Below are 22,051 nucleotides of genomic sequence, written 5' to 3'. Positions count from 1 at the left end.
GGGCCGCTTGCCAGACAATTACCAGTCATTTCATCCGGGCGACCACGCGACCCAAGCAGATGTCCCTTAAAGTCCTCGGCGTCAATCATCGCTCGGCCCCGGTCGAGATTCGGGAGAAGCTCGCCTTCAACCCGGACCTCCTGCCGTCGGCGCTGCAGGAACTGGTACAGCTGCCGCAGGTCGACGAGATGCTGATCGTCTCGACCTGCAACCGGACCGAGTTCTACGGCCGCTGCGCCGACAAGGGACTCGCGCACGTGCGCGACTGGCTCAACGACTACCATCACCTCGGCGACCGCGCGAACGGCTGCCTCTACCAGCTGGACAACCAGCTGGCCGTCAGCCACACCTTCACGGTGGCCTGCGGGCTGGACTCGGCGGTGCTGGGCGAGCCGCAGATCCTCGGCCAGATGAAGGAGGCGTACCGCATCGCGACCGAGGCGGGCAGCGCCGGGCCGATGCTGCACTCCCTGTTCCAGCAGGCCTTCTCCGTCGCCAAGATGATCCGCACGGACACGGAGATCGGGAGCTCGGCGGTCTCCGTGGCCTATGCGGCCGTCAACCTGGCGCGGCAGATCTTCGCCGATTTCTCGCCGCACACGGCGCTGCTGGTGGGCGCCGGCGAGACCATCGAGCTGGTAGCCCAGCATCTCTCCGGGCGCGGCATCGGGCGGATCGTGATCGCCAATCGCAGCATCGAACGGGCCCGCAAGCTGGCGCAGGAACACAAGGGCTTCGCCATCGAGCTGGCCGAGATCCCCGACCACCTGCCGGCGGCCGACATAGTGATCTGCTCCACCGCCAGCCCCGACCCGCTGATCGACAAGGCGATGGTCCAGGCCGCGCTCAAGGCGCGCAAGCGCAAGCCGATCTTCATGGTCGACCTCGCCGTGCCGCGCGACGTGGAACCGGAGGTGGCCGAACTCCAGGACGTCTACCTGTACACGGTGGACGACCTGCAGGGCGTCATCGACGAGAACATCAAGGCGCGGGAGGAAGCGGCCGCGCACGCCCGGCGGCTGATCGACGTCGAGGTGCTGCGCTTCGCCCAGACCCTGAAGACCCGGGACGCCGCGCCCACCATCCGCTCCGTGCGCAGCCGGGCCGAGGAGATCCGCACCGCCGTCAACGCCCAGGCCGTGCGGATGCTGGAGTCCGGCCGCTCCCCGGCCGAGGTCATGGACTTCCTCTCGAAGACGCTGACCAACAAGCTGATGCACCTGCCCAGCGTCAGCCTGCGCCGGGCCGGCGAGGAAGGCGACCAGGAACTGCTGAGCGCCGCGCGCCGCCTGTTCGGCCTCGAAGCCGAGGACTGATGAAAGACTCCCTGGTCGCCAAGCTGGCGGGCCTGGTGGACCGCCACGAGGAGGTCGCCGCCCTGCTCGCCGATCCCGGCACCATCGCCGACCAGGACCGGTTCCGCGAGCTGTCGCGCGAATACGCCCGGCTGGAGCCGGTGGTGCGCGACTATCGCGCCTGGCGCCGGGCCCGCGCCGAGGCCGACGCCGCGCGCGAGATGGCGGGCGATCGCGACGCCGAGCTGCGCGCCATGGCGGAGGAGGAACTGGCGGGGCTGGAGGCGCGCCTGGAGCGCCTGGAAGTGGCGCTGAAAAAGCACCTGGTGCCGCGCGACCCGCTGGACGAGGCCAACATCTTCCTGGAAATCCGGGCCGGGACCGGCGGCGACGAGGCCGCGATCTTCGCCGGCGACCTGTTCCGCATGTACAGCCGCTACGCCGAGCGCATGGGCTGGAGCATCGAGATCCTCTCGGCCAGCGAGGGCGAGCACGGCGGCTATCGCGAGATCATCAGCCGGGTGGCGGGCCACGGCGTCTATTCGCGGCTCAAGTTCGAATCGGGCGCGCACCGCGTCCAGCGCGTGCCCGAAACCGAGTCCCAGGGCCGCATCCATACCTCGGCCTGCACCGTGGCGGTGCTGCCCGAGCCCGAGGAGATGGAGGAGATCGAGGTCAACCCGACGGAGCTCAGGATCGACACCTACCGCGCCTCCGGCGCCGGCGGCCAGCACGTCAACAAGACCGACTCGGCGGTGCGCATCACCCACCTGCCGACGGGTATCGTGGTGGAATGCCAGGACGAGCGCTCGCAGCACAAGAACCGGGCCCGGGCCCTGTCGCTGCTGCAGGCCCGCCTGATGGACGCCGAGCGCGGGCGGCGCGTGGCCGCCCAGGCGCAGAGCCGGCGCCTGCAGGTCGGCTCCGGCGACCGCTCGGAGCGCATCCGGACCTACAATTACCCCCAGGGCCGCATCACCGACCACCGGGTCAACCTCACGCTCTACCGGCTCGAGGACGTGCTCGCGGGCGACCTCGACCAGGTGATCGGGCCGCTGGCCGACGAATACCAGGCGGACCAGCTGGCCGCCCTGACCGACTGACCCACGGGAGGCGAGTGCCATGGGAGTGCTGCCCACTGTCCTCGACGCCATCGGCAATACGCCGCTGATCCGACTGCGCGGGCCGTCCGAGGAAACCGGCTGCGAGATTCTCGGCAAGGCGGAGTTCATGAACCCCGGCGGCTCGGTCAAGGACCGGGCGGCGCTCGGGATCGTGCGCGACGCCGAGACCCGCGGCCAGCTGCGGCCCGGCGGCGTGATCGTCGAGGGCACGGCCGGCAATACCGGCATCGGGCTGGCGCTGGTCGGTAACGCGCGCGGCTACCGCACGGTGATCGTGATGCCCGAGACCCAGAGCCAGGAGAAGATCGACACCCTGCGCGCCTATGGCGCCGAGGTCCGGCTGGTGCCTGCGGTGCCCTACAAGAACCCGGACAATTACGTCCACGTCTCCGGCCGGCTGGCGGAGGCGCTGGCCGCCAGCGAGCCCGCCGGCGCCCTCTGGGCCAACCAGTTCGACAACACCGCCAACTACGCCTTCCACCTCACCACGACGGGCCCGGAAATCTGGGCGCAGACCGGCGGCAAGATCGACGGCTTCATCTGCTCGGTGGGCACTGGCGGCACCCTGGCGGGTGTCGGCCGGGCGCTCAAGGCGCGCGACATGCGGGTGCAGGTCGGCCTCGCCGACCCGGCGGGCTCGGCCCTCTATAACCATTTCGCCCACGGCGAGCTGAAATCCGAGGGGAACTCCATCACCGAGGGCATCGGCAACGGGCGGGTGACGAAGAACCTGGCCGAGGCCGTGGTGGACCACGCCTTCCAGGTCCCCGACAGCGAGTCAATCCCGCTGGTGTTCCGGCTGCTGCAGGAAGAGGGCCTGCTGCTCGGCGGCTCGAGCGGCGTGAATGTCGCCGGGGCGATCCGGCTGGCGCGGCAGCTCGGGCCCGGCCACACCATCGTGACCATCCTGTGCGACTCCGGCCTGCGCTATCGCCAGCGCCTGTTCAATCCCGAGTTCCTGGCCGCCAAGGGCCTGCCGGTGCCGGACTTCCTCAGGCGCTGACCAGCGCCTGTTCCAGGTCCGCGACCAGGTCGTCGCCGTCCTCGATACCCACGGACAGCCGGATCAGCGCGTCGCTGATGCCCAGGCGGGCGCGGGTTTCGGCCGGCACCGAGGCGTGGGTCATGATCGCCGGGTGATTGACCAGGCTCTCCACGCCACCGAGGCTCTCCGCCAGCGTGAACAGCCGGGTGCGCTCGAGGAAACGACGGGCCGCGTCCAGCCCGCCGCGGATGACGAAGCTCACGATCCCGCCACCGCCCGCCATCTGGCGCCGCGCCAGCTCGTGCTGCGGATGCGACTCCAGCCAGGGATAGATCACCCGCTCCACCTCGGGGCGGGTTTCCAGCCAGCGCGCGATCGCCAGCCCGGTGGCGCTGTGACGTTCCATCCGCAGGGCCAGGGTCTTCACGCCCCGCAGCGCGAGGAAACTGTCGAACGGCCCGGCCACGGCGCCGATCGAGTTCTGCAGGAAGGCGAGCTGCTCGGCCAGGCCCGCGTCCCGCACCGCCACGACCCCGCCGACCACGTCGGAATGGCCGTTCAGGTACTTGGTGGCCGAGTGCATCACGATGTCGGCCCCCAGCTCCAGTGGCCGCTGGCTCCAGGGGCTGGCGAAGGTGTTGTCCACCACCACCAGCGCGCCGCGCGCCTTCGCCGCCGCGCTGACCGCGGCCAGGTCCACCAGCTTGAGCATCGGATTGGTGGGGGACTCGATCCACACCAGCCGCGTGTCCGGCTCCAGCGCGGCTTCGAGGGCGGCCGGATCGGAGAGGTCGGCGTAGGTGAACCGCAGGCCCGCCGTGCGCGCCCGTACCCGGTTGAACAACCGGCCGGTGCCGCCGTAGAGGTCGTCCATCGCCACCACGTGGCTGCCGGCATCCAGGAGTTCCAGCAAGGTCGCCGTCGCCGCCATGCCGGAGGCGAAGGCGAAGCCGTGGGTGCCGCTTTCCAGGTCCGCCAGGCACCGCTCCCAGGCCATCCGGGTCGGGTTCTGGGTACGCGAGTACTCGTAGCCCTGGTGCATGCCCGGGCTCGACTGGGCATAGGTCGAGGTCGCGTAGATGGGCTGCATTACGGCGCCCGTGGCCGGGTCCGGCGCCTGGCCGGCATGGATGGTCCGGGTCGCGAAACCCAGGCGGTCAGTCTTGCTGCTCATGGGTGTCATCCTGGTGGAGCCGGCGCAGGTAATTGAGGACGTCCGAACGCGTGATCAGCCCGAGGAAGCGTTCGCCGCGGTCCTCGGTGACGGCGGCATAGGAGTCGCCGTGCAGCAGGGCGACCAGGTTGTCCACCGAGGTGTCCTTGTCGACCTTGAGGAAGCTGGTGCGCATGGCGCTGCGCACCTTCTCGCCCATCCGCGCGGGGCGGCCGAAGGTGTAGCGGATGATGTCGTCCTCGGTGATGACACCGGCCAGCCGCTCCCCCTCCATCACCGGCAACTGCGAAAACCCGGCATTGCGGAGGCGGTTGTGGGCGGTGGTGATGATGTCGTCCGCGCCGACCGTGATGGTGGCGCGGTGCTCGTGGGGCCGGCCAATCAGGTCCCGCAGGTCGCCGTGCTGCGGCCGCTTGATGAAGCCCTGGTCTTCCATCCAGAAGTCGTTATAGAGCTTGGACAGGTACTTGTTGCCGGTGTCGCAGGCGAAGGCCACCACGCGCTTCGGTCCGGTCTGCTCGCGGCAGTAACGCAGCGCCGCGGCCAGCAGGGTGCCGGAGGAGGAGCCGGCGAGGATGCCTTCCGCGCGCAGCAGCTCGCGCGCCGCGGAGAAGGATTCGGCGTCGGTGATGGTATAGGCCTTGCCGACCATCGACAGGTCGCAGATGTCGGGCAGGAAATCCTCGCCGATCCCTTCGACCAGCCACGGGCTGCCGGGCACGATCTCGCCGGTCTCGATGTAGTGCGCGAGAATGGAGCCCTGCGGGTCGGCCAGCACGAACTCGAGCTCGGGCGCAGCCTCGCGAAAGAACTGCGTCATGCCCGAAATGGTGCCGCTCGAGCCGACGCCCAACACAATGGCGTCGACGTCATGTTCCATCTGCTGCCAGATCTCCGGCGCCGTGGTCAGCTCGTGGGCGCGCGGGTTGTCGGGGTTGCCGAACTGGTTGATGTAATAGCCGCCCCGCTCGCGGGCGATGCTCTGGGCCAGGTCCTGGTAGTACTCCGGGTGGCCCCGGCCGACGTCGGACCGCGTCAGCACGATCTCCGCCCCCATGGCCCGCAGGTTGAAGATCTTCTCCTGGCTCATCTTGTCGGGCAGCACCAGCAGCAGCCGGTAACCTTTCTGCGCCGCCGCCAGCGCCAGGCCGATGCCGGTATTGCCGGCGGTCGCCTCCACCAGCAGGTCGCCCGCCTTGATGTCACCGCGGCGCTCCGCTTCCTCGATCATGGAGACGCCGATACGGTCCTTGATGGAGCCGCCGGGGTTCATCAGCTCCAGCTTCAGGAACAGCCGGCACGGCCCGGTATCGATCCGGGTGACCTCCAGCATGGGCGTCGCGCCCACCATGTCCAGCACGTTGCGGTAGATCTTCATCGCCCCTCTCCAGCCCCGGGCCGGACGCGCGGGTGTCGCGCATCCGGCAAGCTGCGCGTATTCTACACGCCCCTATCGGGGCCACCGGGCCGGGCATGACGGAAATCGATTACGACCTGTCGATCAGGCAATACCTCGACGACGGCGCCGCAATCCTGAGCGGCGTCAGCGACAGCCCGCGCCTCGATGCGGAGCTGCTCATGGGCATGGTGCTGCGGCGCCCGCGCAGCTTCCTGCATGCCTGGCCGGAGCGCGTCCTCGACCGCGAGGAAGCGCAGCAGTACGAGCAATTGCTGCGGCGCCGTTTCTCCGGCGAGCCCATCGCCTACATGACGGGCGTTCGCGAGTTCTGGTCGATGCCGCTGCGCGTCGGCCCGGCGGTGCTGATCCCGCGGCCCGACACCGAGCTGCTGGTGGAACTGGCCCTGCGGCGGCTGCCGGAGGACCAGGACCTGCGGGTCCTGGACCTGGGCACCGGCTCCGGCGCGGTAGCGCTGGCCATTGCCCGCGAGCGCCCGCGGGCCGCGGTCATCGGCCTGGACATCTCCCAGGCCGCGCTCGAGCTGGCCCGGGACAATGCCCGCCTGCTGAAAATCGGCAACGTGGAATTCCGGGAGAGCGACTGGTTCGACGCCGTGCGCGGGGAGAAATTCGACGTGGTGGCCGGCAACCCGCCCTACGTGGCCGAGGACGACCCGCACCTGGGCCGCGGCGACGCGCGCTTCGAACCGCGTCTCGCCCTGGACGCCGGCGCCGGCGGCATGAACTGCTTTCGCGCCATCATGGAGCGCGCCCACAACTACATCGTGCGCCAGGGCTGGCTGCTGCTGGAACACGGGCCGGCGCAGCACATGCCCCTGCGGCGGCTGATGGAGGCACAGCATTACCACGACATCACCCTGCACAAGGACGCGGCCGGGCGCGACCGCGTCACCGAGTGCCGCTTCGTGGAGTGAAGCCATGAGCGTCGACCGCTATGCCCGCCATCTCGCCCTGGCCGGCTTCGGCGCGGCCGAGCAGGCGCGCCTGCGCGCCGCGACCGCCCTGGTCATCGGCGCCGGCGGGCTCGGTTCCCCTGCCCTGCTCTACCTCGCGGCAGCCGGCATCGGCGAGCTGGTAGTCAGCGACTTCGACACCGTCGACGTCACCAACCTGCAGCGCCAGGTGCTGTTCACGGTGGCCGACGTCGGCCGCCCCAAGGCGGAGGCCGCGGCCGGACACTTGCGGGAACTCAATCCCGACACCACGGTCACTCCAGTAGGCAGCCGGCTGCTGGACGCTGAACTCCTGGCGGCCGTGCGGCAGGCCGACGTGGTGCTCGACTGCACCGACAATTTCGGCACGCGCTTCGCTCTCAACCAGGCCTGCGTGCAGGCGCGCAAGCCGCTGGTCTCCGGCGCGGCGATTCGCTACGAGGGCCAGCTGGCGGTGTTCCGCCTCGACCGGCCGGGCGGGCCGTGCTACCGCTGCCTGTGGCAGGAAGAGGCCGAGGAGCTGGAGAGCTGCCGCGGCAACGGCGTGCTGGGGCCTGTCCCCGGGGTGATCGGCAGCCTGATGGCGGTCGAGGCGCTGAAGATCGCCAGCGGCTGCGCGCCGTCGGCGGACGGCAAGCTGGTGTTGTACGACGCCGTCGAGAACGACTGGCGACAATTGAAACTGGAACGCGATCCCGCGTGTCCGGCTTGTGGAGCGGAGCAATGATGAGAACGAGTCTGCTGGCGCTGGCCGGCGCCCTGGTGATCGCAGGAAACACAATGGCTGCAGAAGACGATCCCTTCCTGTGGCTCGAGGCAGTGGAGGGCGAAGAAGCTCTGGACTGGGCTCGCGCCCAGAACGAGCGCTCGCTGGGCCGCCTCGAGGCGCACCCCGAGTTCGCGGCGATCCACGCCCGGAACCTGGAGATCCTGACCTCCGACGACCGCATTGCCTATCCGGCGCTGCGCGGCGGCCAGGTCTACAACTTCTGGCGCGACGCCGAGCATGTGCGCGGCATCTGGCGCCGCACCACCCTGGCCAGCTACGGCCAGGACGAGCCGGAGTGGCAGCTGCTGCTCGACGTGGACCGGCTGGCCGAAGCCGAGGACCGGAACTGGGTCTGGGCGGGCGCCAGCTGCCGCTATCCCGAGTACGACCGCTGCCTGGTCGGGCTCTCGATCGGCGGCGCCGACGCGGCCGTCCGGCGCGAGTTCGACCTGGCGACGCGCGAGTTCGTCGCCGACGGTTTCCAGCTCCCCGAGTCGAAGAGCAGCCTTGGCTGGCGCGACCGGGACTCGGTGTTTCTAGGGCCGGTCTTCAGCGATGACCAGGTCACGGACTCCGGGTATCCGCGCCTGGTGCAGATCTGGCAGCGCGGCACGCCGAAGGAAGAGGCCCGCACCATCTTCACCGGCGAGCGCACCGACGTCGCCAGCTTCGGCTCCCGCCAGTGGGACGGCGAGGATTACTACGACCTGATTGTCCGCGTGCCCGACTTCTTCTCCCGGATCTACTACCTGTACCGGGACGACGAGGTAATGGAACTGAACGTGCCCCGAGACGCGGAGCTCGCCGGGATCCTCGACGGGCAGGTAGCCATCCAGCTCAAGTCCGACTGGCAGGTCGGCGAGCAGACCTTCCCGCAGGGCGCGCTGGTGGCGGGACCGGTGGAGAGCTTCCTGATGGAGACCCCGCAGCTGTCGCTGCTGGTGGCCCCGGACGAACGCTCCTCCATCACCGCCGTCAGCACGACCGAGGGCGTGCTGCTGGTTTCGCTGCTGGACAACGTGGTGGGCAAGCTGCTGCGTTTCAGCCATGACGACAAGGGCTGGCACCGCGCCGAGGTCGAGGTCCCGCCGCTGGGTACCGTCAGCGTGGTGTCCACCGACGACCGCTCGGACAGGCTCTTCTTCACGTACACGGGCTTCCTGACGCCGACCTCGCTGTACCGGGCGGACGCCGCCACCGGCAAGAGCGAACTGGTCCGCAGCGAGCCCGCCTGGTTCGACTCGGCCGGCATGACGGTCGCACAGTACGAGGCGATGTCCGCCGACGGCGAGCGCATCCCCTATTTCGTGGTGATGCCGCCGGGCTTCGAGGCCGACGGCCAGAACCCGACCGTGATCTTCGCCTACGGCGGCTTCGAGGTGCCCTACCTGCCGAGCTACTCGGGCATCACCGGCTCTGCCTGGCTGGAGCGCGGCGGCGTGTACGTGCTGGCCAACATCCGCGGCGGCGGCGAATTCGGCCCCCGCTGGCACCAGGCGGCGCTCAAGGAGAACCGACAGCGGGCTTTCGACGACCTGATCGCAGTCGCCGAGGACCTGGTGGAGCGCAACATCACCTCGCCCGAGCACCTCGGCATCCGCGGCGGCAGCAACGGCGGCCTGCTGGTCGGCGCAGTGATGGTCCAGCGCCCGGACCTCTTCAATGCCGTGGTGTCGCAGGTGCCGCTGCTGGACATGAAGCGCTTTCACCTGCTGCTGGCCGGCGCCAGCTGGATGGCCGAGTACGGCAACCCCGACGATCCCGAGCAGTGGGCCTACATCAGCAAGTATTCGCCCTACCAGAACGTGTCTGCCGACGCCGAGTACCCGGTGGCCTTCTTCGCCACCTCGACGCGGGACGACCGGGTCCATCCGGGCCACGCCCGCAAGATGGTGGCGAAGATGCTCGACCAGGGGCACGAGGTGCTCTACTACGAGAACATCGAGGGCGGCCACGGCGGCGCGGCCAACCTGAAGCAGAGCGCTTATCTCAACGCCCTGGTGTTCGCCTACCTGCTGGAGCGACTCGCGCCGGCGCCGGTGGCGGAGTAGCTTTCCGGGGCGCGCGGCCGGAGGGCCGCGCGCCTAGGACGCTTCCGCCACGGCCCAGTCGTGCAGCAGGTCCTCGATGCGGGCGAAGACCTCGCCGATGACCGCCGGCTCGGGCAGCGTGGTGATGCGGAAGTGGTCGTTGTAGGGCGTGTTGAAACTGACGCCGGGCGCCACCAGCACGTGCTTGTGTTCGAGCAGCTCGTAGGCGAAGCGCTCGTCGTCGAAGTCCGGCAGCTCGTCGGTGCGCACGCGCGGAAAGGCGTACATGGCGCCCTCGGGCGTCACCAGGTCGATGAACTTGCTGCCGGCCGCGCCGTCGATCACGGCCTGGCGTGATTCGTACAGCCGGCCGCCCGGGCTGACCAGGTCCCGGATGCTCTGGTAGCCGCCGATGGCCGTCTGCACCGCCCATTGCCCGGGCACGTTCGCGCACAGCCGCAGGGCGGACAGCAGCTCGACCGACTCGAGGTAGCGGTCAGCGGTGTCGCGGGAGCCCGAGAAGACCACCCACCCCACCCGGTAACCGCAGGCACGATAGACCTTGGACAGCCCCGAAAAGGTGCCGCACAGCGTGTCCTGGACGATGGTCGCCATGGGGACATGCTCGGCCCCGTCATAGGTCATGGAGTCGTAGATCTCGTCGCTGAAGACCACCAGGCGGTGCCGCTCGGCCAGCCGCGCCAGCGACTCGAGCAGCTCGCGCGGGTAGACGCGGCCGGTCGGGTTGTTCGGGTTGATCACCACCAGCGCCCGGGTACGCGGCGTAACGAGCCGCTCGACTTCCTCCGGATCGGGCAGGAAGCCGTTCTCCGGCCGGCAGGGATAGTGCACGGCGCGGGCGCCGTTGAGCACCGTGGCGGCGGTCCACAGCGGGTAATCCGGACTCGGCACCAGCACCTCGTCGCCGTCGTTGACCAGCGCGCGCAGGGTCAGGTCGATCAGCTCGCTGACGCCGTTGCCGATGAACACGTCGTCGGCCGTGACGCCGACGACGCCGCGGGTCTGCTGTTGCATCACCACGGCCTCGCGCGCCGGGAAGATGCCTTTCTGGTGGCAATAGGGTTCGCTGCCCTGCAGGTTCTCGATCATCGCCAGCCGCATCGTTTCCGGCGTCCGGAAGCCGTACAGGCCCGGGTTGCCGATATTGAGGGCGATGATCTCGTAGCCCATGCGCTCGAGCTCGAGCGCGCGGCGGGCGAGGCGGCCGCGGATTTCGTACTTGACGCCGGTGAGCGCCCGGCTGGGCTCGACGATTTCGGGGGTCATGCGCGCATTAAATCATGCGGCGGAACGCGTGTAACCCAGTATCGGCGCCAGCCAGCGCTCCGCCTCTGCCAAGCTCCAGCCCTTGCGCGCCGCGTAGTCCTCGACCTGGTCGCGATCGATGCGGCCGACCTGGAAATAGCGCGCCCCGGGGTGGGCAAAGTACCACCCGCTCACCGAGGCCGCGGGCATCATCGCGTAGTGCTCGGTCAGGCGCATGCCGATGCGCTCCTCGACGCCCAGGAGCGCCCACAGCGCGCCCTTCTCGGTGTGGTCGGGACAGGCCGGGTAACCGGGCGCAGGGCGGATGCCGCGGTAGTCCTCGGCAATCAGGGCCTGGTTGCCGAGCTGCTCCTCCGGGGCATAGCCCCAGAGTTCCCGGCGCACGCGTTGGTGCAGGCATTCGGCGAAAGCTTCGGCCAGCCGGTCCGCCAGGGCCTTGAGCAGGATGGCCCGGTAATCGTCATGCTCGGCCTCGAAGCGCGCCACGTGGGCCTCGATGCCCTCGCCCGCCGTGACGGCGAAGGCCCCGACCCAGTCCCGCCGGCCGCTGCCGGCCGGCGCCACGAAGTCCGCCAGGCAGAGGTTGGGCTGGCCGGCCGCCTTGCGCTTCTGTTCGCGCAGCTGGTGCAGGGTGAGCAGCACCCCCTCGCGCTCCTCCCCGGCGTAGACCCGGATGTCTTCGCCGTCACTCTGCGCGGGGAACAGCCCCACCATGCCGCGGGCGGTCAGCCAGCGCTCGCGCACGAGCTGGTCCAGCATTTCCTGGGCGTCGGCAAACAGCGCACGGGCGACCTCCCCACGCTCGGGGTCGTCCAGGATGGCCGGGAAGCGGCCCGAGAACTCCCAGGCGTTGAAGAAGGGCATCCAGTCGATGTAGCCGACAAGCTCCTCCAGCGGGAAATCGTCCAGCACCTGGATGCCGGGCTGCCGCGGCGCCGGCGGCTGGTAATCCTGCCAGCCGCCGTCGAAGCGGTTGGCGCGCGCCTCCGCCAGGCTCAGCTGCGGCCCCTTGCTGCGCGGGCGCCGATGCTGCGCGCGGCGCTGCTCGTGCTCCTGCTCGATTTTCTCGCGGTAGCCGGCGCCCTGCTCCGCGCTGATCAGCTTCTGCACCACGCCGACGGCGCGGGAGGCGTCCTTGACGTAGACCACCGTGCCCTCGTAGGCCGGGTCGATCTTCACAGAGGTGTGCGCCGGCGAGGTCGTGGCGCCGCCGATCAGCAGCGGCTGCGCCATCCCGAGACGCTGCATCTCGGCCGCCACGTGGATCATTTCGTCCAGCGAGGGCGTGATCAGGCCGGACAGGCCGATGATGTCTGCCTCTTCCTTGCGCGCCGTCTCGAGGATGCGGTCGCAGGGCACCATCACGCCGAGGTCCACCACCTCGAAGCCGTTGCACTGGAGCACCACGCCGACGATGTTCTTGCCGATGTCGTGCACGTCGCCCTTCACCGTCGCCATGACGATGCGGGCGCGCGGCTGGCGGTCGGCTTCCTTCTCCTGCTCCAGGAACGGCACGAGGTGCGCCACCGCCTTCTTCATCACTCGCGCCGACTTCACCACCTGCGGCAGGAACATCTTGCCCTCGCCGAACAGGTCGCCGACCACGTTCATGCCGGCCATCAGCGGGCCCTCGATCACGTCCAGCGGGCGGCCCAGCTCGACCCGCGCCGCCTCGGTGTCCGCGACGATGAACTCGTCGATACCCTTGACCAGGGCATGTTCGAGGCGCTGGACGAGCGGCAGTTCGCGCCAGGCGCGGTCCTCGGTCTCGCGCTTCGCCCCGGGCCCGCCGCGGAACTCCTCGGCCAGGGTGAGCAGCCGCTCGGTGGCGTCCGGCCGCCGCGCCAGGATCACGTCCTCCACCGCCTCGCGCAGCCGCGCGGGGATGTCCTCGTAGATCGCCAGCTGGCCGGCATTGACGATGCCCATGGTCATGCCGGCGCGGATCGCGTGGTACAGGAACACGGAATGCATGGCCTCGCGCACGCGGTCGTTGCCGCGGAAAGCGAAGGACACGTTCGACACGCCGCCGCTGACCAGCGCGCCGAGTTCCTGCCGGATCGCGGCCGTAGCCTCGATGAAATCCAGGGCGTAGCGGTCGTGCGCTTCGATGCCGGTGGCGACGGCGAAGATGTTGGGGTCGAAGATGATGTCCTCGCCGGGGAAGCCGATGGTCTCGGTGAGCAGGCGCCAGGAGCGGCGGCAGATCTCCAGCCGGCGCTCGCAGGTTTCGGCCTGGCCGTGCTCGTCGAAGGCCATCACGATCACGGCCGCCCCGTGCCGGCGGATCTCCCGCGCCTGGCGCAGGAACTCCTCTTCGCCCTCCTTGAGGCTGATGGAGTTGACTACCGGCTTGCCCTGGAGGCACTTCAGGCCGGTCTCCAGCACGGACCACTTCGAGGAGTCGATCATCACCGGCACGCGGACGATGTCGGGCTCGCCGGCCAGCAGGTCGAGGAAGGTCTGCATGGCGGCCTCGGAGTCCAGCATGCCCTCGTCCATGTTGATGTCGATGACCTGGGCGCCGTTTTCCACCTGCTGCCGCGCGACTTCGAGCGCGCCCGGGTAGTCGTCCGCCTCGATCAGCTTGCGGAAGCGGGCCGAGCCGGTGACGTTGGTCCGCTCGCCGATGTTGACGAACAGCGAGTCGCCGTCGATGTTCAGCGCCTCGAGGCCGCTCAGCCGGCAGGCGGGCGGGCGCTGCGGCACGACCCGCGGGGCCTTGCCGCGGACGGCCCGCGCGAGCGCGGCGATGTGCTCCGGAGCGGTGCCGCAGCAGCCGCCGACCAGGTTGACGAGGCCGCTGTCCGCGAACTCCTCGATCAGCGCGGCCATGGTGGCGGCGTCCTGGTCGTAGCCGCCGAAGGCGTTCGGCAGGCCGGCGTTGGGATGGACGCTGACGAAGGTGTCGGCCAGCCCGGCCAGCTCCGCGATGTGCGGCCGGAGCTGCTCGGCGCCGAGGGCGCAGTTGAAGCCCACCACCAGCGGCCGGGCATGCCGGATGGAATTCCAGAAACCTTCGACGGTCTGGCCGGACAGCGTGCGGCCCGAAGCGTCCGTGATGGTGCCGGACACCATTACGGGCAGGCGGAAACCCTCCTCCTCGAACAGGGCATCGAGCGCGTACAACGCCGCGCGCGCATTGAGCGTGTCGAACACGGTCTCGACCATGATCAGGTCGGAGCCGCCGTCCGCCAGCGCCAGCGCGGCCTCACGATAGGCGGCTACCAGCTGGTCGAAGCGCACGTTGCGCTTGCCCGGGTCGGTGACGTCGGGGGAGATCGAGGCCGTGCGGTTGGTCGGGCCGAGCACGCCGGCGACGAAGCGCGGGCGCCCGTCGGCCGCCGCTGCGTCCGCGCATGCGCGCGCGATCCGCGCGGCGGCGTAGTTCATTTCCGCGACTGCCGACTCCAGCCCGTAATCGGCCTGCGCGATCGAGGTGGCGCTGAAGGTGTTGGTCTCGATGATGTCCGCGCCGGCCTCGAGGTAGGCGTGATGGACGTCGGCCACGATGTCGGGCCGCACGATGCAGAGGAGGTCGAAATTGCCCTTCAGGTCGGCCGGGTGGTCGGCGAAGCGCTCGCCGCGGAAGTCCGCCTCGACCAGCTTGCGGGCCTGCATCAGGGTGCCGGTGGCACCGTCCAGCAGCAGGATGCGCCGGCGCAGCAGCTCCGCCAGCGCCGCACTCCGGTCGGGCTGGCGGTGGATGGGGCGATCTTCAGGCATAGGCCACCTGCGGCGCCGGCCCGTGCAGCAGGCAATGGCAAATGGCATAGACCAGCTCGGCCCGGTTGAGCGTGTAGAAGTGGAAGTCGCTGACGCCGTGGCGACGCAGCGTTTCCACCATGTCGATCGCGACGCTGGCCGAGATCAGCGCCCGGGTCTCGGCATCGTCCTCGAGCCCGGCGAAGCGCTCGCTGAGCCAGTCCGGGATGCCGGCCCCGCAGGCCGCCGCGAACTTCGTGATCTGCGGAAAGCGGGTGATGGGCAGGATGCCAGGCACGATCGGCACGTCGATCCCCGCCGCGGCCGCCGCGTCGCGAAAACGCAGGAACGCCGCGGGGTCGAAGAAGAACTGGGTGATGGCGCGGGCCGCGCCCGCGTCCACCTTGCGCTTCAGGTTCTCCAGGTCGGCCGCGGCGCTGGCAGCCTCCGGATGCACCTCGGGATAGGCCGCCACCGAGATCTCGAAATCGCCGATGCGGCGCAGCCCGGCCACCAGGTCCGCGGCATAGGCGAAGCCGCCCGGATGCGGCACGTAGCGGGTGCTGCCTTGCGGCGGATCGCCGCGCAAGGCGACGATCTGGCGGATGCCGGCGTCCCAGTAGCGTTGCGCGATCTCCAGCACTTCCTCGCGGGTGGCGCCGACGCAGGTAAGGTGCGGCGCGCTCACCAGCCCGGTCTCGGCGTGAATGCGGGTGACAATGTCGTGGGTACGCTCACGGGTCGAGCCGTCGGCGCCATAGGTCACGGAGACGAAGGACGGGTTCAGCGGCGCCAGCTTGGCCACGGTCTGCCACAGGCGCGCCTCCATCGCGGCGTCCCGCGGCGGGAAGAACTCGAAGGAGAAACGGATCGGTCGGGTCATGCAGTTCGGTATCCCTGTATCAGGCGGTATCAGGCGGCGGCGCGGTCGGCATGGGGACGGCGGGCCACCGAGACCACCACCGGCCAGGGCCGCGCCGGCAACTGGTCGAGCGCCTCGCGGCGCAGCCCGGCCTCGGCGCACCAGTGCGCGAGCTGGTCGAGGCTGATGGCGGCGGCGCCCGGCGGGGAGCGCCCGGCCGGGTCGGCGGCGCTCAGGTATTCCACCAGCAGCAGCCGGCCGCCCGGGCGCAGTACGCGCGCGGCCTCGCGCAGCACCTCGGCCGGCTGCTCGGCCTGGTGGAGCACTTGGTCGATGGTGACGGTGTCGAAACTGCCGTCGGCAAATCGCAGCTGGTACATGTTCCCCTGCCGCACCGACAGGTGATCCAGGCCGGCGGCGTGCAGGTTGGCCCGGGCGAGCACCAGCATTTCCCGCGAGATGTCGATGCCGACGGCGGAGCTGGCGTCGACGCCCAGGAGCCGCAGCATGCGGCCGGTGCCGGTGCCGATGTCGAGCAGCTCGCCCAGCGCCTCGCCCGCCATCAGGTCGATGATGCGCGCATCCACGCCGGCGGGCGTGGGCACGCCCGGGTCGAGCGCCTGGCCGCGCAGCTGGGCGGCGCGGCGGGCCAGCACCCGTTCCAGCCGCTCCCGGTCCAGCCGCAGGACCGGGTCGTCGGCGCGCACCAGGCGCAGCAGCCCGCGCGCCAGCTCGGCGCCGCGGCCGCCCAGCGGAATCCGGTAGTAGACCCAGTTCTGCTCCCGGAAGCGGTCCAGCAGCCCGGCCGCGCACAACAGCTTGAGGTTGCGCGAGACGCGGGGCTGGCTCTGGCCGACCACTTCGGTAAGCTCGGTCACGGTCAGCTCGCCGCGCGCGCAGAGGGCGAGCAGGCGCAGCCGGCTCGGGTCGGCGACGGCCTTGAAGGCCTCGAGCACGGGCTGGATAGATGTCTGGGTGGTCGAGATCATGCCGTGCGCATATAAACATATTGTTATATGGGCTTCAAGACGTCGTGATCGCGGGCCCTGGCGCGCCGGTCGCAGCGCATTTCAGCGGGCGCTTCGTCGCGCGGCAGTCCGCGCCGGCCTAGTGCAGCCGGTCCGACTCCGGCGGCCGGGCGCCTTCTTCCACCAGCAGCCGCTCCACGTCCACCCGGTCGAGCTCGTAGGCCGCGTTGCAGAACTCGCAGCGCACCTCGATCCGCTCCTCGACCGCCAGCAGGTCGTCGAGCTCGCTCCGGCCCAGCAGGCGCAGCGCCGACTCCACGCGCTCGCGGTTGCAGCTGCAATGGAAATTGACCGCGCGTTCCTCGGCCAGGCGCAGGTCTTCCTCGTGGAACAGCCGGCGCAGCAGCTCCCGCGGCTCGAGACCCAGCAGCTCCTCCGGCGTCAGCGTTGCGGCCAGCAGGCCCGCGCGGCGCCAGCCGTCCTCGTCGGGTTGCGCCTCAGTCGCGCCGGCCGGCAGCTGCTGCAACAACATCCCCGCAGCCCCGGCGCCGTCGGCAGCCAGCCACAGCCTCGTCGGCAGCTGCTCTGACCGGGCGAAATAACCCTCGAGGCAGCCAGCCAGCGTGTCGGTGTCGGCCAGCACGATGCCCTGGTAGCGCTCCCGGCCCTTGCTGCGCTCGATGGTGATGGCCAGCCGGCCGTGGCCGGTGAGTTCCGCCAGCGTGCCCTGCGGGTCGTCGCCGCGCCATTTCGCCAGGCCGCGCACCGTCAGGTCGCTGCCGCACTGGACCACCAGCAGGCTGAGCTCGCCTTCGCCCTGGATCTGCAGGGTCATCTGGCCGTCGAACTTGAGGGTCGAAGCCAGCAGCACGCAGGCGGCCATGGCCTCGCCCAACAGGCTGCGCACCGCCGGCGGGTAGTCCTGGCGCGCCAGCATCTCCTGCCAGCTCCGCTCCAGCCGCACCAGCTGCCCGCGGACCGGGAAGTCCTCGAACATGAAGCGCCGCAGCGCGTCTGCGCCGCTCATCAACCGGCCAGCAACTTCTTCAGCAGCTCGTTCACCAGCGCAGGATTGGCCTTGCCGCCGGTCGCCTTCATCACCTGCCCGACGAAGAAGCCGAACAGCTTGTCCTTGCCCGCACGGTACTGCTCGAGCTGGTTCGGGTTGCCGGCGATGACCTCGCGGATCACGTCCTCGAGGGCGCCCGTGTCGGTGATCTGCTTCAGGCCGCGCGCCTCGATCACGGCGTCGGCATCGCCCTCGCCGGCCCACATTGCCTCGAACACTTCCTTGGCGATCTTGCCCGAGATGGTCTGGTCCTCGATCCGGTGCAGGAGGCCCAGCAGCCCGTGCGCGTCCACGGGGCTGGCGGCGATGTCCAGGCCGGCCTTGTTGAGGGCGCCCGCCAGCTCGCCCATCACCCAGTTGGCGGCCAGCTTCTTGTCCGCCACACCCGCCGCGACGGTCTCGAAATAATCGGCCACCGCCCGCGCCGAGCTCAGCACGCCGGCGTCGTAGTCCGACAGTCCGTACTCGGCCATGAAACGATCGCGCTTCTGCCACGGCAGCTCCGGCAGCGCGGCGCGCACCGCTTCGACCTGCTCGGGGCCGATTTCCAGCGGCAGCAGGTCAGGGTCGGGGAAGTAACGATAGTCGTTAGCCTCTTCCTTGCTGCGCATCGGCCGCGTCTCGTCCTTGTCCGGGTCGTACAGGCGCGTCTCCTGCACCACCTTGCCGCCCGACTCGAGGATGTCGATCTGCCGCTCGACCTCGAACAGGATGGCGCGCTCCACGAAGCGGAAGGAGTTGAGGTTCTTGATCTCCGCGCGGGTGCCGAACTCGTGGCGCCCGACGGGACGCACCGAAATATTGGCGTCGCAGCGGAAGGAGCCTTCCTGCATGTTGCCGTCGCAGATGCCGAGGTAGCGCACCAGCTGGTGGATCGCCTTCATGTAAGCCACAGCTTCCTTCGCCGAACGCAGGTCCGGCTCGGACACGATCTCGAGCAGCGGCGTGCCGGCGCGGTTCAGGTCGATGCCGGACTGGCCGTGGAAGTCCTCGTGCAACGACTTGCCGGCGTCCTCCTCGAGGTGGGCACGGGTGATGCCCACGGTCTTGCGGCTGCCGTCGTCGAGCCGGATCTCGATGCGGCCGTCATGCACCACCGGCAGCTCGTACTGGCTGATCTGGTAGCCCTTCGGCAGGTCGGGGTAGAAGTAGTTCTTGCGCGCGAACACCGAGCGCGCGGCCACGGTCGACTCGGTGGCGAGACCGAAGGCGATGGCCATGCGCACCACCCCGGCGTTGAGCACCGGCAGGACGCCCGGGTAGCCGAGGTCCACCAGGCAGGCCTGGCTGTTGGGCGCCGCGCCGTAGGCGGTGGCCGCGCCGGAGAAGATCTTGCTGCGGGTCGCGAGCTGGGCGTGGATCTCCAGGCCGATGACGGTTTCCCATTCCATGTGCTCGTTCCTCAGGCGAAGGCGCCGCCGGGCGCCTGCGCATGCCAGTCGGTGGCCTGCTGGTAGCGGTGGGCGACATTGAGGATCCGTCCCTCGTCGAAAGCCCGCCCGACGAGCTGCAGGCCGACCGGCAGCCCGTCGACGAAGCCGCAGGGCGCGGACAGCCCCGGCAGCCCGGCCAGGTTCACGCCGATGGTGTAGATGTCGTTCAGGTACATGGTGACGGGGTCGTCCACCTTGGCGCCCAGCTCGAAGGCCGGGGTCGGCGAGGTCGGCCCGACGATGACGTCGACCTCCTCGAAGGCGCGCCGGAAATCGGCGGCGATCAGCTGCCGCACGCGCTGCGCCTTGAGGTAGTAGGCGTCGTAGTAGCCGGCCGACAGCACATAGGTGCCGGTCATGATCCGGCGCTTGACCTCGGCGCCGAAGCCCTCGCCCCGGCTGCGCTTGTAAAGGTCCTCCAGGTCGCGCGGCTCAGCGGTGCGGTAGCCGAAGCGCACGCCGTCGAAGCGGGACAGGTTCGACGAGCACTCCGCCGGCGCCACCACGTAGTAGGCCGGCACGGACAGCCCGATGTTCGGCAGGCTGATCCGGCGCACCGTGGCGCCGAGGCCCTCGAGCACCTTCAGTGCCGCCTCGATCGCGGCCGCGTTCTCGGGCTGCAGCCCCTCGTCCATGAACTGCTCGACCAGGCCGATTTTCAGCCCCTCGAGGGGCGCGTCGAGCCCGGCGGTGTAGTCCGGCACCGGCGCGTCCACCGAGGTGGAATCACGCGGGTCGTGGCCGGCCATGGCGCCGAGCAGCAAGGCCGCGTCCTCGGCCGTCTGGGTCAGCAGCCCGGCCTGGTCCAGGCTGGAGGCGAAAGCGATCATGCCGTAGCGCGACACCCGCCCGTAGGTCGGCTTGATGCCGGTGATTCCGGTCAGCGCGGCCGGCTGGCGAATGGAGCCGCCGGTGTCCGTGCCGGTCGCGGCCGGCACCAGCCGCGCCGCCACCGCCGCGGCGGAGCCGCCCGACGAGCCGCCGGGGACCCGCGAGGTATCCCAGGGGTTGCGGACCGGGCCATAGAAACTCGTCTCGTTCGACGAGCCCATGGCGAACTCGTCCATGTTGGTCTTGCCGAGCATGACCACGCCGGCGGCGCGCAGTCGCTCGACCACGGTGGCGTCGTAGGGCGAGACGAAGTTGTCCAGCATGCGCGAGCCACAGCTGGTCTTCACGCCGGCCGTGCAGAAAATATCCTTGTGGGCGATGGGCAGCCCCGCGAGCGGCCCGATCGTGCCCGCGGCACGGGCGGCGTCGGCCGCCTGCGCAGCCTCCAGCGCAGCGTCGCCGGTCACGGTGACGAAGGCGTTGAGCTCGCCGTCGAGCCGGCCGATACGGTCCAGCAGGTGGCGCACCAGCTCCGCGCTGCTGAACTCTCCAGCCGCGAGGCCACGCGCCATCTGCGCCAGGGTCATGGCATGCATGTTCGCGCTCCTCCGCTACTCGATCACCCGGGGGACCAGGTACAGCCCGGCCTCCACGGCAGTGGCGTTCTGCTGGTAGAGGTCGCGCTGGTCGGGCTCGGTGACCCGGTCCTCGCGCAGGGGCTGGGTCATGTTGAGCGGGTGGGCCATCGGCGTGACACCCTCGGTGTCGGCCCGTTCCAGCTGCTGGACGAAATCGATGATCCGGGACAGGTTGTCAGCCAGCGGCGGAATCTCGTCGCCGGAGATCCCCAGCCGGGCCAGGTGCGCGATAGACTCGACCTCGTCACGGGTCAACTTCATTCGTTCCTCCTGAAAACCGCGCCAAGTGCATGGAACTGGAGGCAGAATGATACCGTTGCGCTTGCCCGAAGTCGCCCCCGTTGCTAGATTTAGATGCTTGTGCGCCCCGTCTCCACGGGACGCCGCGCCCCGCCCCCAAGGCGTCCCTGGTACCTGCTCGGTCAACCTATGTTCAAGAACCTCCGCGGCTACTTCTCCAACGACCTGTCCATCGACCTGGGCACGGCCAATACCCTGATCTACGTCCGCGGCCGGGGCATCGTGCTGGACGAGCCGTCCGTGGTCGCGATCCGGGAAGAGACGGCGCGGGGCGGCCGCACCGTACAGGCCGTTGGCGCCGAGGCCAAGATGATGCTGGGGCGCACCCCCGGCAACATCACCGCTATCCGGCCCCTGAAGGACGGCGTCATCGCCGACTTCACGGTGACTGAGAAAATGCTCCAGCATTTCATCAAGAAGGCCCACGGCAGCCGGTATTTCCGGCCCAGCCCGCGGGTGCTGGTGTGCGTGCCCTACGGCTCCACCCAGGTCGAGCGGCGCGCGATCCGCGAATCGGCCGAAGGCGCGGGGGCCCGCAAGGTGTACCTGGTCGAGGAACCGATGGCGGCGGCGATCGGCGCCGGCATGCCGGTCCAGGAGGCGCGCGGTTCCATGGTGCTGGACATCGGCGGCGGCACCTCCGAAGTCGCGGTGATCTCCCTCAACGGCATCGTCTACGCCGCCTCGGTGCGCATCGGCGGCGACCGCTTCGACGAGGCCATCATGAGCTACGTGCGGCGCAACTACGGCATCCTCATCGGCGAGGCGACCGCCGAGCGCATCAAGCACGAGATCGGCGCGGCCTACCCGGGCCAGGAAGTGCGCGAGATCTCGGTGCGCGGCCGCAACCTCTCCGAGGGCGTGCCCCGCAGCTTCACCCTGAATTCCAACGAGATCCTCGAGGCCCTGCAGGAGCCGTTGCAGGGCATCGTCGGCGCGGTCAAGGCGGCGCTGGAGCAGACCCCGCCGGAACTGGGCGCCGACGTCGCCGACCGCGGCATCGTGCTCACCGGCGGCGGCGCGTTGCTGCGCGACCTGGACAAGCTGCTGATGGAGGAGACCGGCCTGCCGGTGGTGATCGCCGACGACCCGCTGACCTGCGTGGCGCTCGGCGGCGGGAAGGTGCTGGAGTTGCTGGACCAGCACGGCCCCGGCCTGTTCGGCATCGAGTGAGGCGCTGGCCAGAGGCCCACGCTCCAGTCCACAATAGGCCGCGGTTAGCCCAGAGC

The 22,051-nt window shown here is 69.8% G+C and carries 17 protein-coding genes; 7 read left to right on the top strand and 10 right to left on the bottom strand.

The window, feature by feature from the left end; translation table 11 throughout:
- Nucleotides 1-59 precede the first annotated feature (59 nt).
- Genes hemA through G6N75_RS11695 form a run of 3 tightly spaced genes read left to right on the top strand, consistent with a single transcriptional unit; the run spans nucleotide 60 to nucleotide 3,422 of the window.
- The gene (hemA, locus tag G6N75_RS11705) at nucleotides 60-1,316 is read left to right on the top strand and encodes a glutamyl-tRNA reductase (RefSeq protein ID WP_165348546.1); all 1,257 of its coding nucleotides are present in this window, start codon (nucleotides 60-62) and stop codon (nucleotides 1,314-1,316) included.
- Nucleotides 1,316-2,398 carry a peptide chain release factor 1 gene (gene prfA, locus G6N75_RS11700; protein ID WP_165348545.1) on the top strand — a complete coding sequence of 361 codons (1,083 nt, stop codon included), beginning with the start codon at nucleotides 1,316-1,318 and terminating at the stop codon, nucleotides 2,396-2,398. The genes hemA and prfA overlap by 1 nt, the downstream gene beginning before the upstream one ends.
- A gap of 19 nt (nucleotides 2,399-2,417) precedes the next feature.
- Nucleotides 2,418-3,422: a cysteine synthase A gene (locus G6N75_RS11695; protein WP_165348544.1), complete on the top strand. Its 1,005-nt coding sequence runs from the start codon at nucleotides 2,418-2,420 to the stop codon at nucleotides 3,420-3,422.
- On the opposite strand, the gene G6N75_RS11690 is transcribed toward G6N75_RS11695, so the two are convergent.
- Nucleotides 3,412-4,578, bottom strand: a complete 1,167-nt coding sequence (locus G6N75_RS11690) for a cystathionine gamma-synthase (RefSeq protein WP_206203095.1) — start codon at nucleotides 4,576-4,578, stop codon at nucleotides 3,412-3,414. The two genes, G6N75_RS11695 and G6N75_RS11690, sit on opposite strands and share 11 nt — an antisense overlap.
- Nucleotides 4,562-5,956, bottom strand: coding sequence for a pyridoxal-phosphate dependent enzyme (locus tag G6N75_RS11685; protein WP_165348542.1), 1,395 nt, complete (start codon nucleotides 5,954-5,956; stop codon nucleotides 4,562-4,564). Before G6N75_RS11685 ends, G6N75_RS11690 begins: the two co-directional genes overlap by 17 nt.
- Nucleotides 5,957-6,051: 95 nt before the next feature.
- Between G6N75_RS11685 and prmC the strand changes: the two genes are divergently transcribed.
- Genes prmC through G6N75_RS11670 form a run of 3 tightly spaced genes read left to right on the top strand, consistent with a single transcriptional unit; the run spans nucleotide 6,052 to nucleotide 9,750 of the window.
- A complete protein-coding gene (prmC, locus tag G6N75_RS11680; RefSeq protein WP_165348541.1) occupies nucleotides 6,052-6,912 on the top strand; it encodes a peptide chain release factor N(5)-glutamine methyltransferase in 861 nt (286 codons plus the stop codon).
- A gap of 4 nt (nucleotides 6,913-6,916) precedes the next feature.
- Nucleotides 6,917-7,657 carry a HesA/MoeB/ThiF family protein gene (locus G6N75_RS11675; RefSeq protein ID WP_165348540.1) on the top strand — a complete coding sequence of 247 codons (741 nt, stop codon included), beginning with the start codon at nucleotides 6,917-6,919 and terminating at the stop codon, nucleotides 7,655-7,657.
- On the top strand, nucleotides 7,654-9,750 hold the full coding sequence (locus G6N75_RS11670) for a prolyl oligopeptidase family serine peptidase (protein ID WP_206203094.1): 2,097 nt from the start codon (nucleotides 7,654-7,656) through the stop codon (nucleotides 9,748-9,750). Before G6N75_RS11675 ends, G6N75_RS11670 begins: the two co-directional genes overlap by 4 nt.
- Before the next feature lie 33 nt (nucleotides 9,751-9,783).
- Here G6N75_RS11670 and G6N75_RS11665 read toward each other — a convergent pair whose 3' ends face one another.
- The 8 genes from G6N75_RS11665 to gatC form a co-directional block, all read right to left on the bottom strand.
- Entirely contained in the window at nucleotides 9,784-11,016 is a 1,233-nt protein-coding gene (locus G6N75_RS11665) for an aminotransferase class I/II-fold pyridoxal phosphate-dependent enzyme (RefSeq protein WP_165348539.1), read from the bottom strand.
- 12 nt (nucleotides 11,017-11,028) lie between these two features.
- The gene (gene metH, locus G6N75_RS11660; protein ID WP_165348538.1) at nucleotides 11,029-14,742 is read right to left on the bottom strand and encodes a methionine synthase; all 3,714 of its coding nucleotides are present in this window, start codon (nucleotides 14,740-14,742) and stop codon (nucleotides 11,029-11,031) included.
- Nucleotides 14,735-15,604: a methylenetetrahydrofolate reductase gene (metF, locus tag G6N75_RS11655; RefSeq protein WP_165348537.1), complete on the bottom strand. Its 870-nt coding sequence runs from the start codon at nucleotides 15,602-15,604 to the stop codon at nucleotides 14,735-14,737. The genes metH and metF overlap by 8 nt, the downstream gene beginning before the upstream one ends.
- Nucleotides 15,605-15,633: 29 nt before the next feature.
- On the bottom strand, nucleotides 15,634-16,572 hold the full coding sequence (locus G6N75_RS11650) for a metalloregulator ArsR/SmtB family transcription factor (RefSeq protein ID WP_165348536.1): 939 nt from the start codon (nucleotides 16,570-16,572) through the stop codon (nucleotides 15,634-15,636).
- 118 nt (nucleotides 16,573-16,690) lie between these two features.
- Entirely contained in the window at nucleotides 16,691-17,578 is an 888-nt protein-coding gene (hslO, locus tag G6N75_RS11645; protein WP_165348535.1) for an Hsp33 family molecular chaperone HslO, read from the bottom strand.
- Nucleotides 17,578-19,011, bottom strand: coding sequence for an Asp-tRNA(Asn)/Glu-tRNA(Gln) amidotransferase subunit GatB (gene gatB / locus G6N75_RS11640; RefSeq protein ID WP_165348534.1), 1,434 nt, complete (start codon nucleotides 19,009-19,011; stop codon nucleotides 17,578-17,580). Before gatB ends, hslO begins: the two co-directional genes overlap by 1 nt.
- Nucleotides 19,012-19,022: 11 nt before the next feature.
- Nucleotides 19,023-20,480, bottom strand: a complete 1,458-nt coding sequence (gene gatA, locus G6N75_RS11635; RefSeq protein WP_165348533.1) for an Asp-tRNA(Asn)/Glu-tRNA(Gln) amidotransferase subunit GatA — start codon at nucleotides 20,478-20,480, stop codon at nucleotides 19,023-19,025.
- Between the two features lie 15 nt (nucleotides 20,481-20,495).
- Nucleotides 20,496-20,783 (bottom strand): Asp-tRNA(Asn)/Glu-tRNA(Gln) amidotransferase subunit GatC, encoded by a 288-nt coding sequence (gatC, locus tag G6N75_RS11630; RefSeq protein WP_165348532.1) that lies wholly within the window; start codon nucleotides 20,781-20,783, stop codon nucleotides 20,496-20,498.
- A 168-nt stretch (nucleotides 20,784-20,951) separates the two neighbouring features.
- Between gatC and G6N75_RS11625 the strand changes: the two genes are divergently transcribed.
- A complete protein-coding gene (locus tag G6N75_RS11625; protein ID WP_165348531.1) occupies nucleotides 20,952-21,995 on the top strand; it encodes a rod shape-determining protein in 1,044 nt (347 codons plus the stop codon).
- Nucleotides 21,996-22,051 lie beyond the last annotated feature (56 nt).

The organism is Thioalkalivibrio sp. XN8, from assembly GCF_011058255.1.
Classification (GTDB): Bacteria; Pseudomonadota; Gammaproteobacteria; order Steroidobacterales; family XN24; genus XN24.
Note: the sequence above shows the minus strand (reverse complement) of the source record. Positions and strands in the feature narration are given on the sequence as shown.

Coding starts and splice junctions, on each gene's coding strand:
- hemA (WP_165348546.1), top strand. CDS start 60: ATGTCCCTTAAAGTCCTCGGCGTCAATCATCGCTCGGCCCCGGTCGAG.
- prfA (WP_165348545.1), top strand. CDS start 1,316: ATGAAAGACTCCCTGGTCGCCAAGCTGGCGGGCCTGGTGGACCGCCAC.
- G6N75_RS11695 (WP_165348544.1), top strand. CDS start 2,418: ATGGGAGTGCTGCCCACTGTCCTCGACGCCATCGGCAATACGCCGCTG.
- G6N75_RS11690 (WP_206203095.1), bottom strand. CDS start 4,578: ATGAGCAGCAAGACTGACCGCCTGGGTTTCGCGACCCGGACCATCCAT.
- G6N75_RS11685 (WP_165348542.1), bottom strand. CDS start 5,956: ATGAAGATCTACCGCAACGTGCTGGACATGGTGGGCGCGACGCCCATG.
- prmC (WP_165348541.1), top strand. CDS start 6,052: ATGACGGAAATCGATTACGACCTGTCGATCAGGCAATACCTCGACGAC.
- G6N75_RS11675 (WP_165348540.1), top strand. CDS start 6,917: ATGAGCGTCGACCGCTATGCCCGCCATCTCGCCCTGGCCGGCTTCGGC.
- G6N75_RS11670 (WP_206203094.1), top strand. CDS start 7,654: ATGATGAGAACGAGTCTGCTGGCGCTGGCCGGCGCCCTGGTGATCGCA.
- G6N75_RS11665 (WP_165348539.1), bottom strand. CDS start 11,016: ATGACCCCCGAAATCGTCGAGCCCAGCCGGGCGCTCACCGGCGTCAAG.
- metH (WP_165348538.1), bottom strand. CDS start 14,742: ATGCCTGAAGATCGCCCCATCCACCGCCAGCCCGACCGGAGTGCGGCG.
- metF (WP_165348537.1), bottom strand. CDS start 15,604: ATGACCCGACCGATCCGTTTCTCCTTCGAGTTCTTCCCGCCGCGGGAC.
- G6N75_RS11650 (WP_165348536.1), bottom strand. CDS start 16,572: ATGATCTCGACCACCCAGACATCTATCCAGCCCGTGCTCGAGGCCTTC.
- hslO (WP_165348535.1), bottom strand. CDS start 17,578: ATGAGCGGCGCAGACGCGCTGCGGCGCTTCATGTTCGAGGACTTCCCG.
- gatB (WP_165348534.1), bottom strand. CDS start 19,011: ATGGAATGGGAAACCGTCATCGGCCTGGAGATCCACGCCCAGCTCGCG.
- gatA (WP_165348533.1), bottom strand. CDS start 20,480: ATGCATGCCATGACCCTGGCGCAGATGGCGCGTGGCCTCGCGGCTGGA.
- gatC (WP_165348532.1), bottom strand. CDS start 20,783: ATGAAGTTGACCCGTGACGAGGTCGAGTCTATCGCGCACCTGGCCCGG.
- G6N75_RS11625 (WP_165348531.1), top strand. CDS start 20,952: ATGTTCAAGAACCTCCGCGGCTACTTCTCCAACGACCTGTCCATCGAC.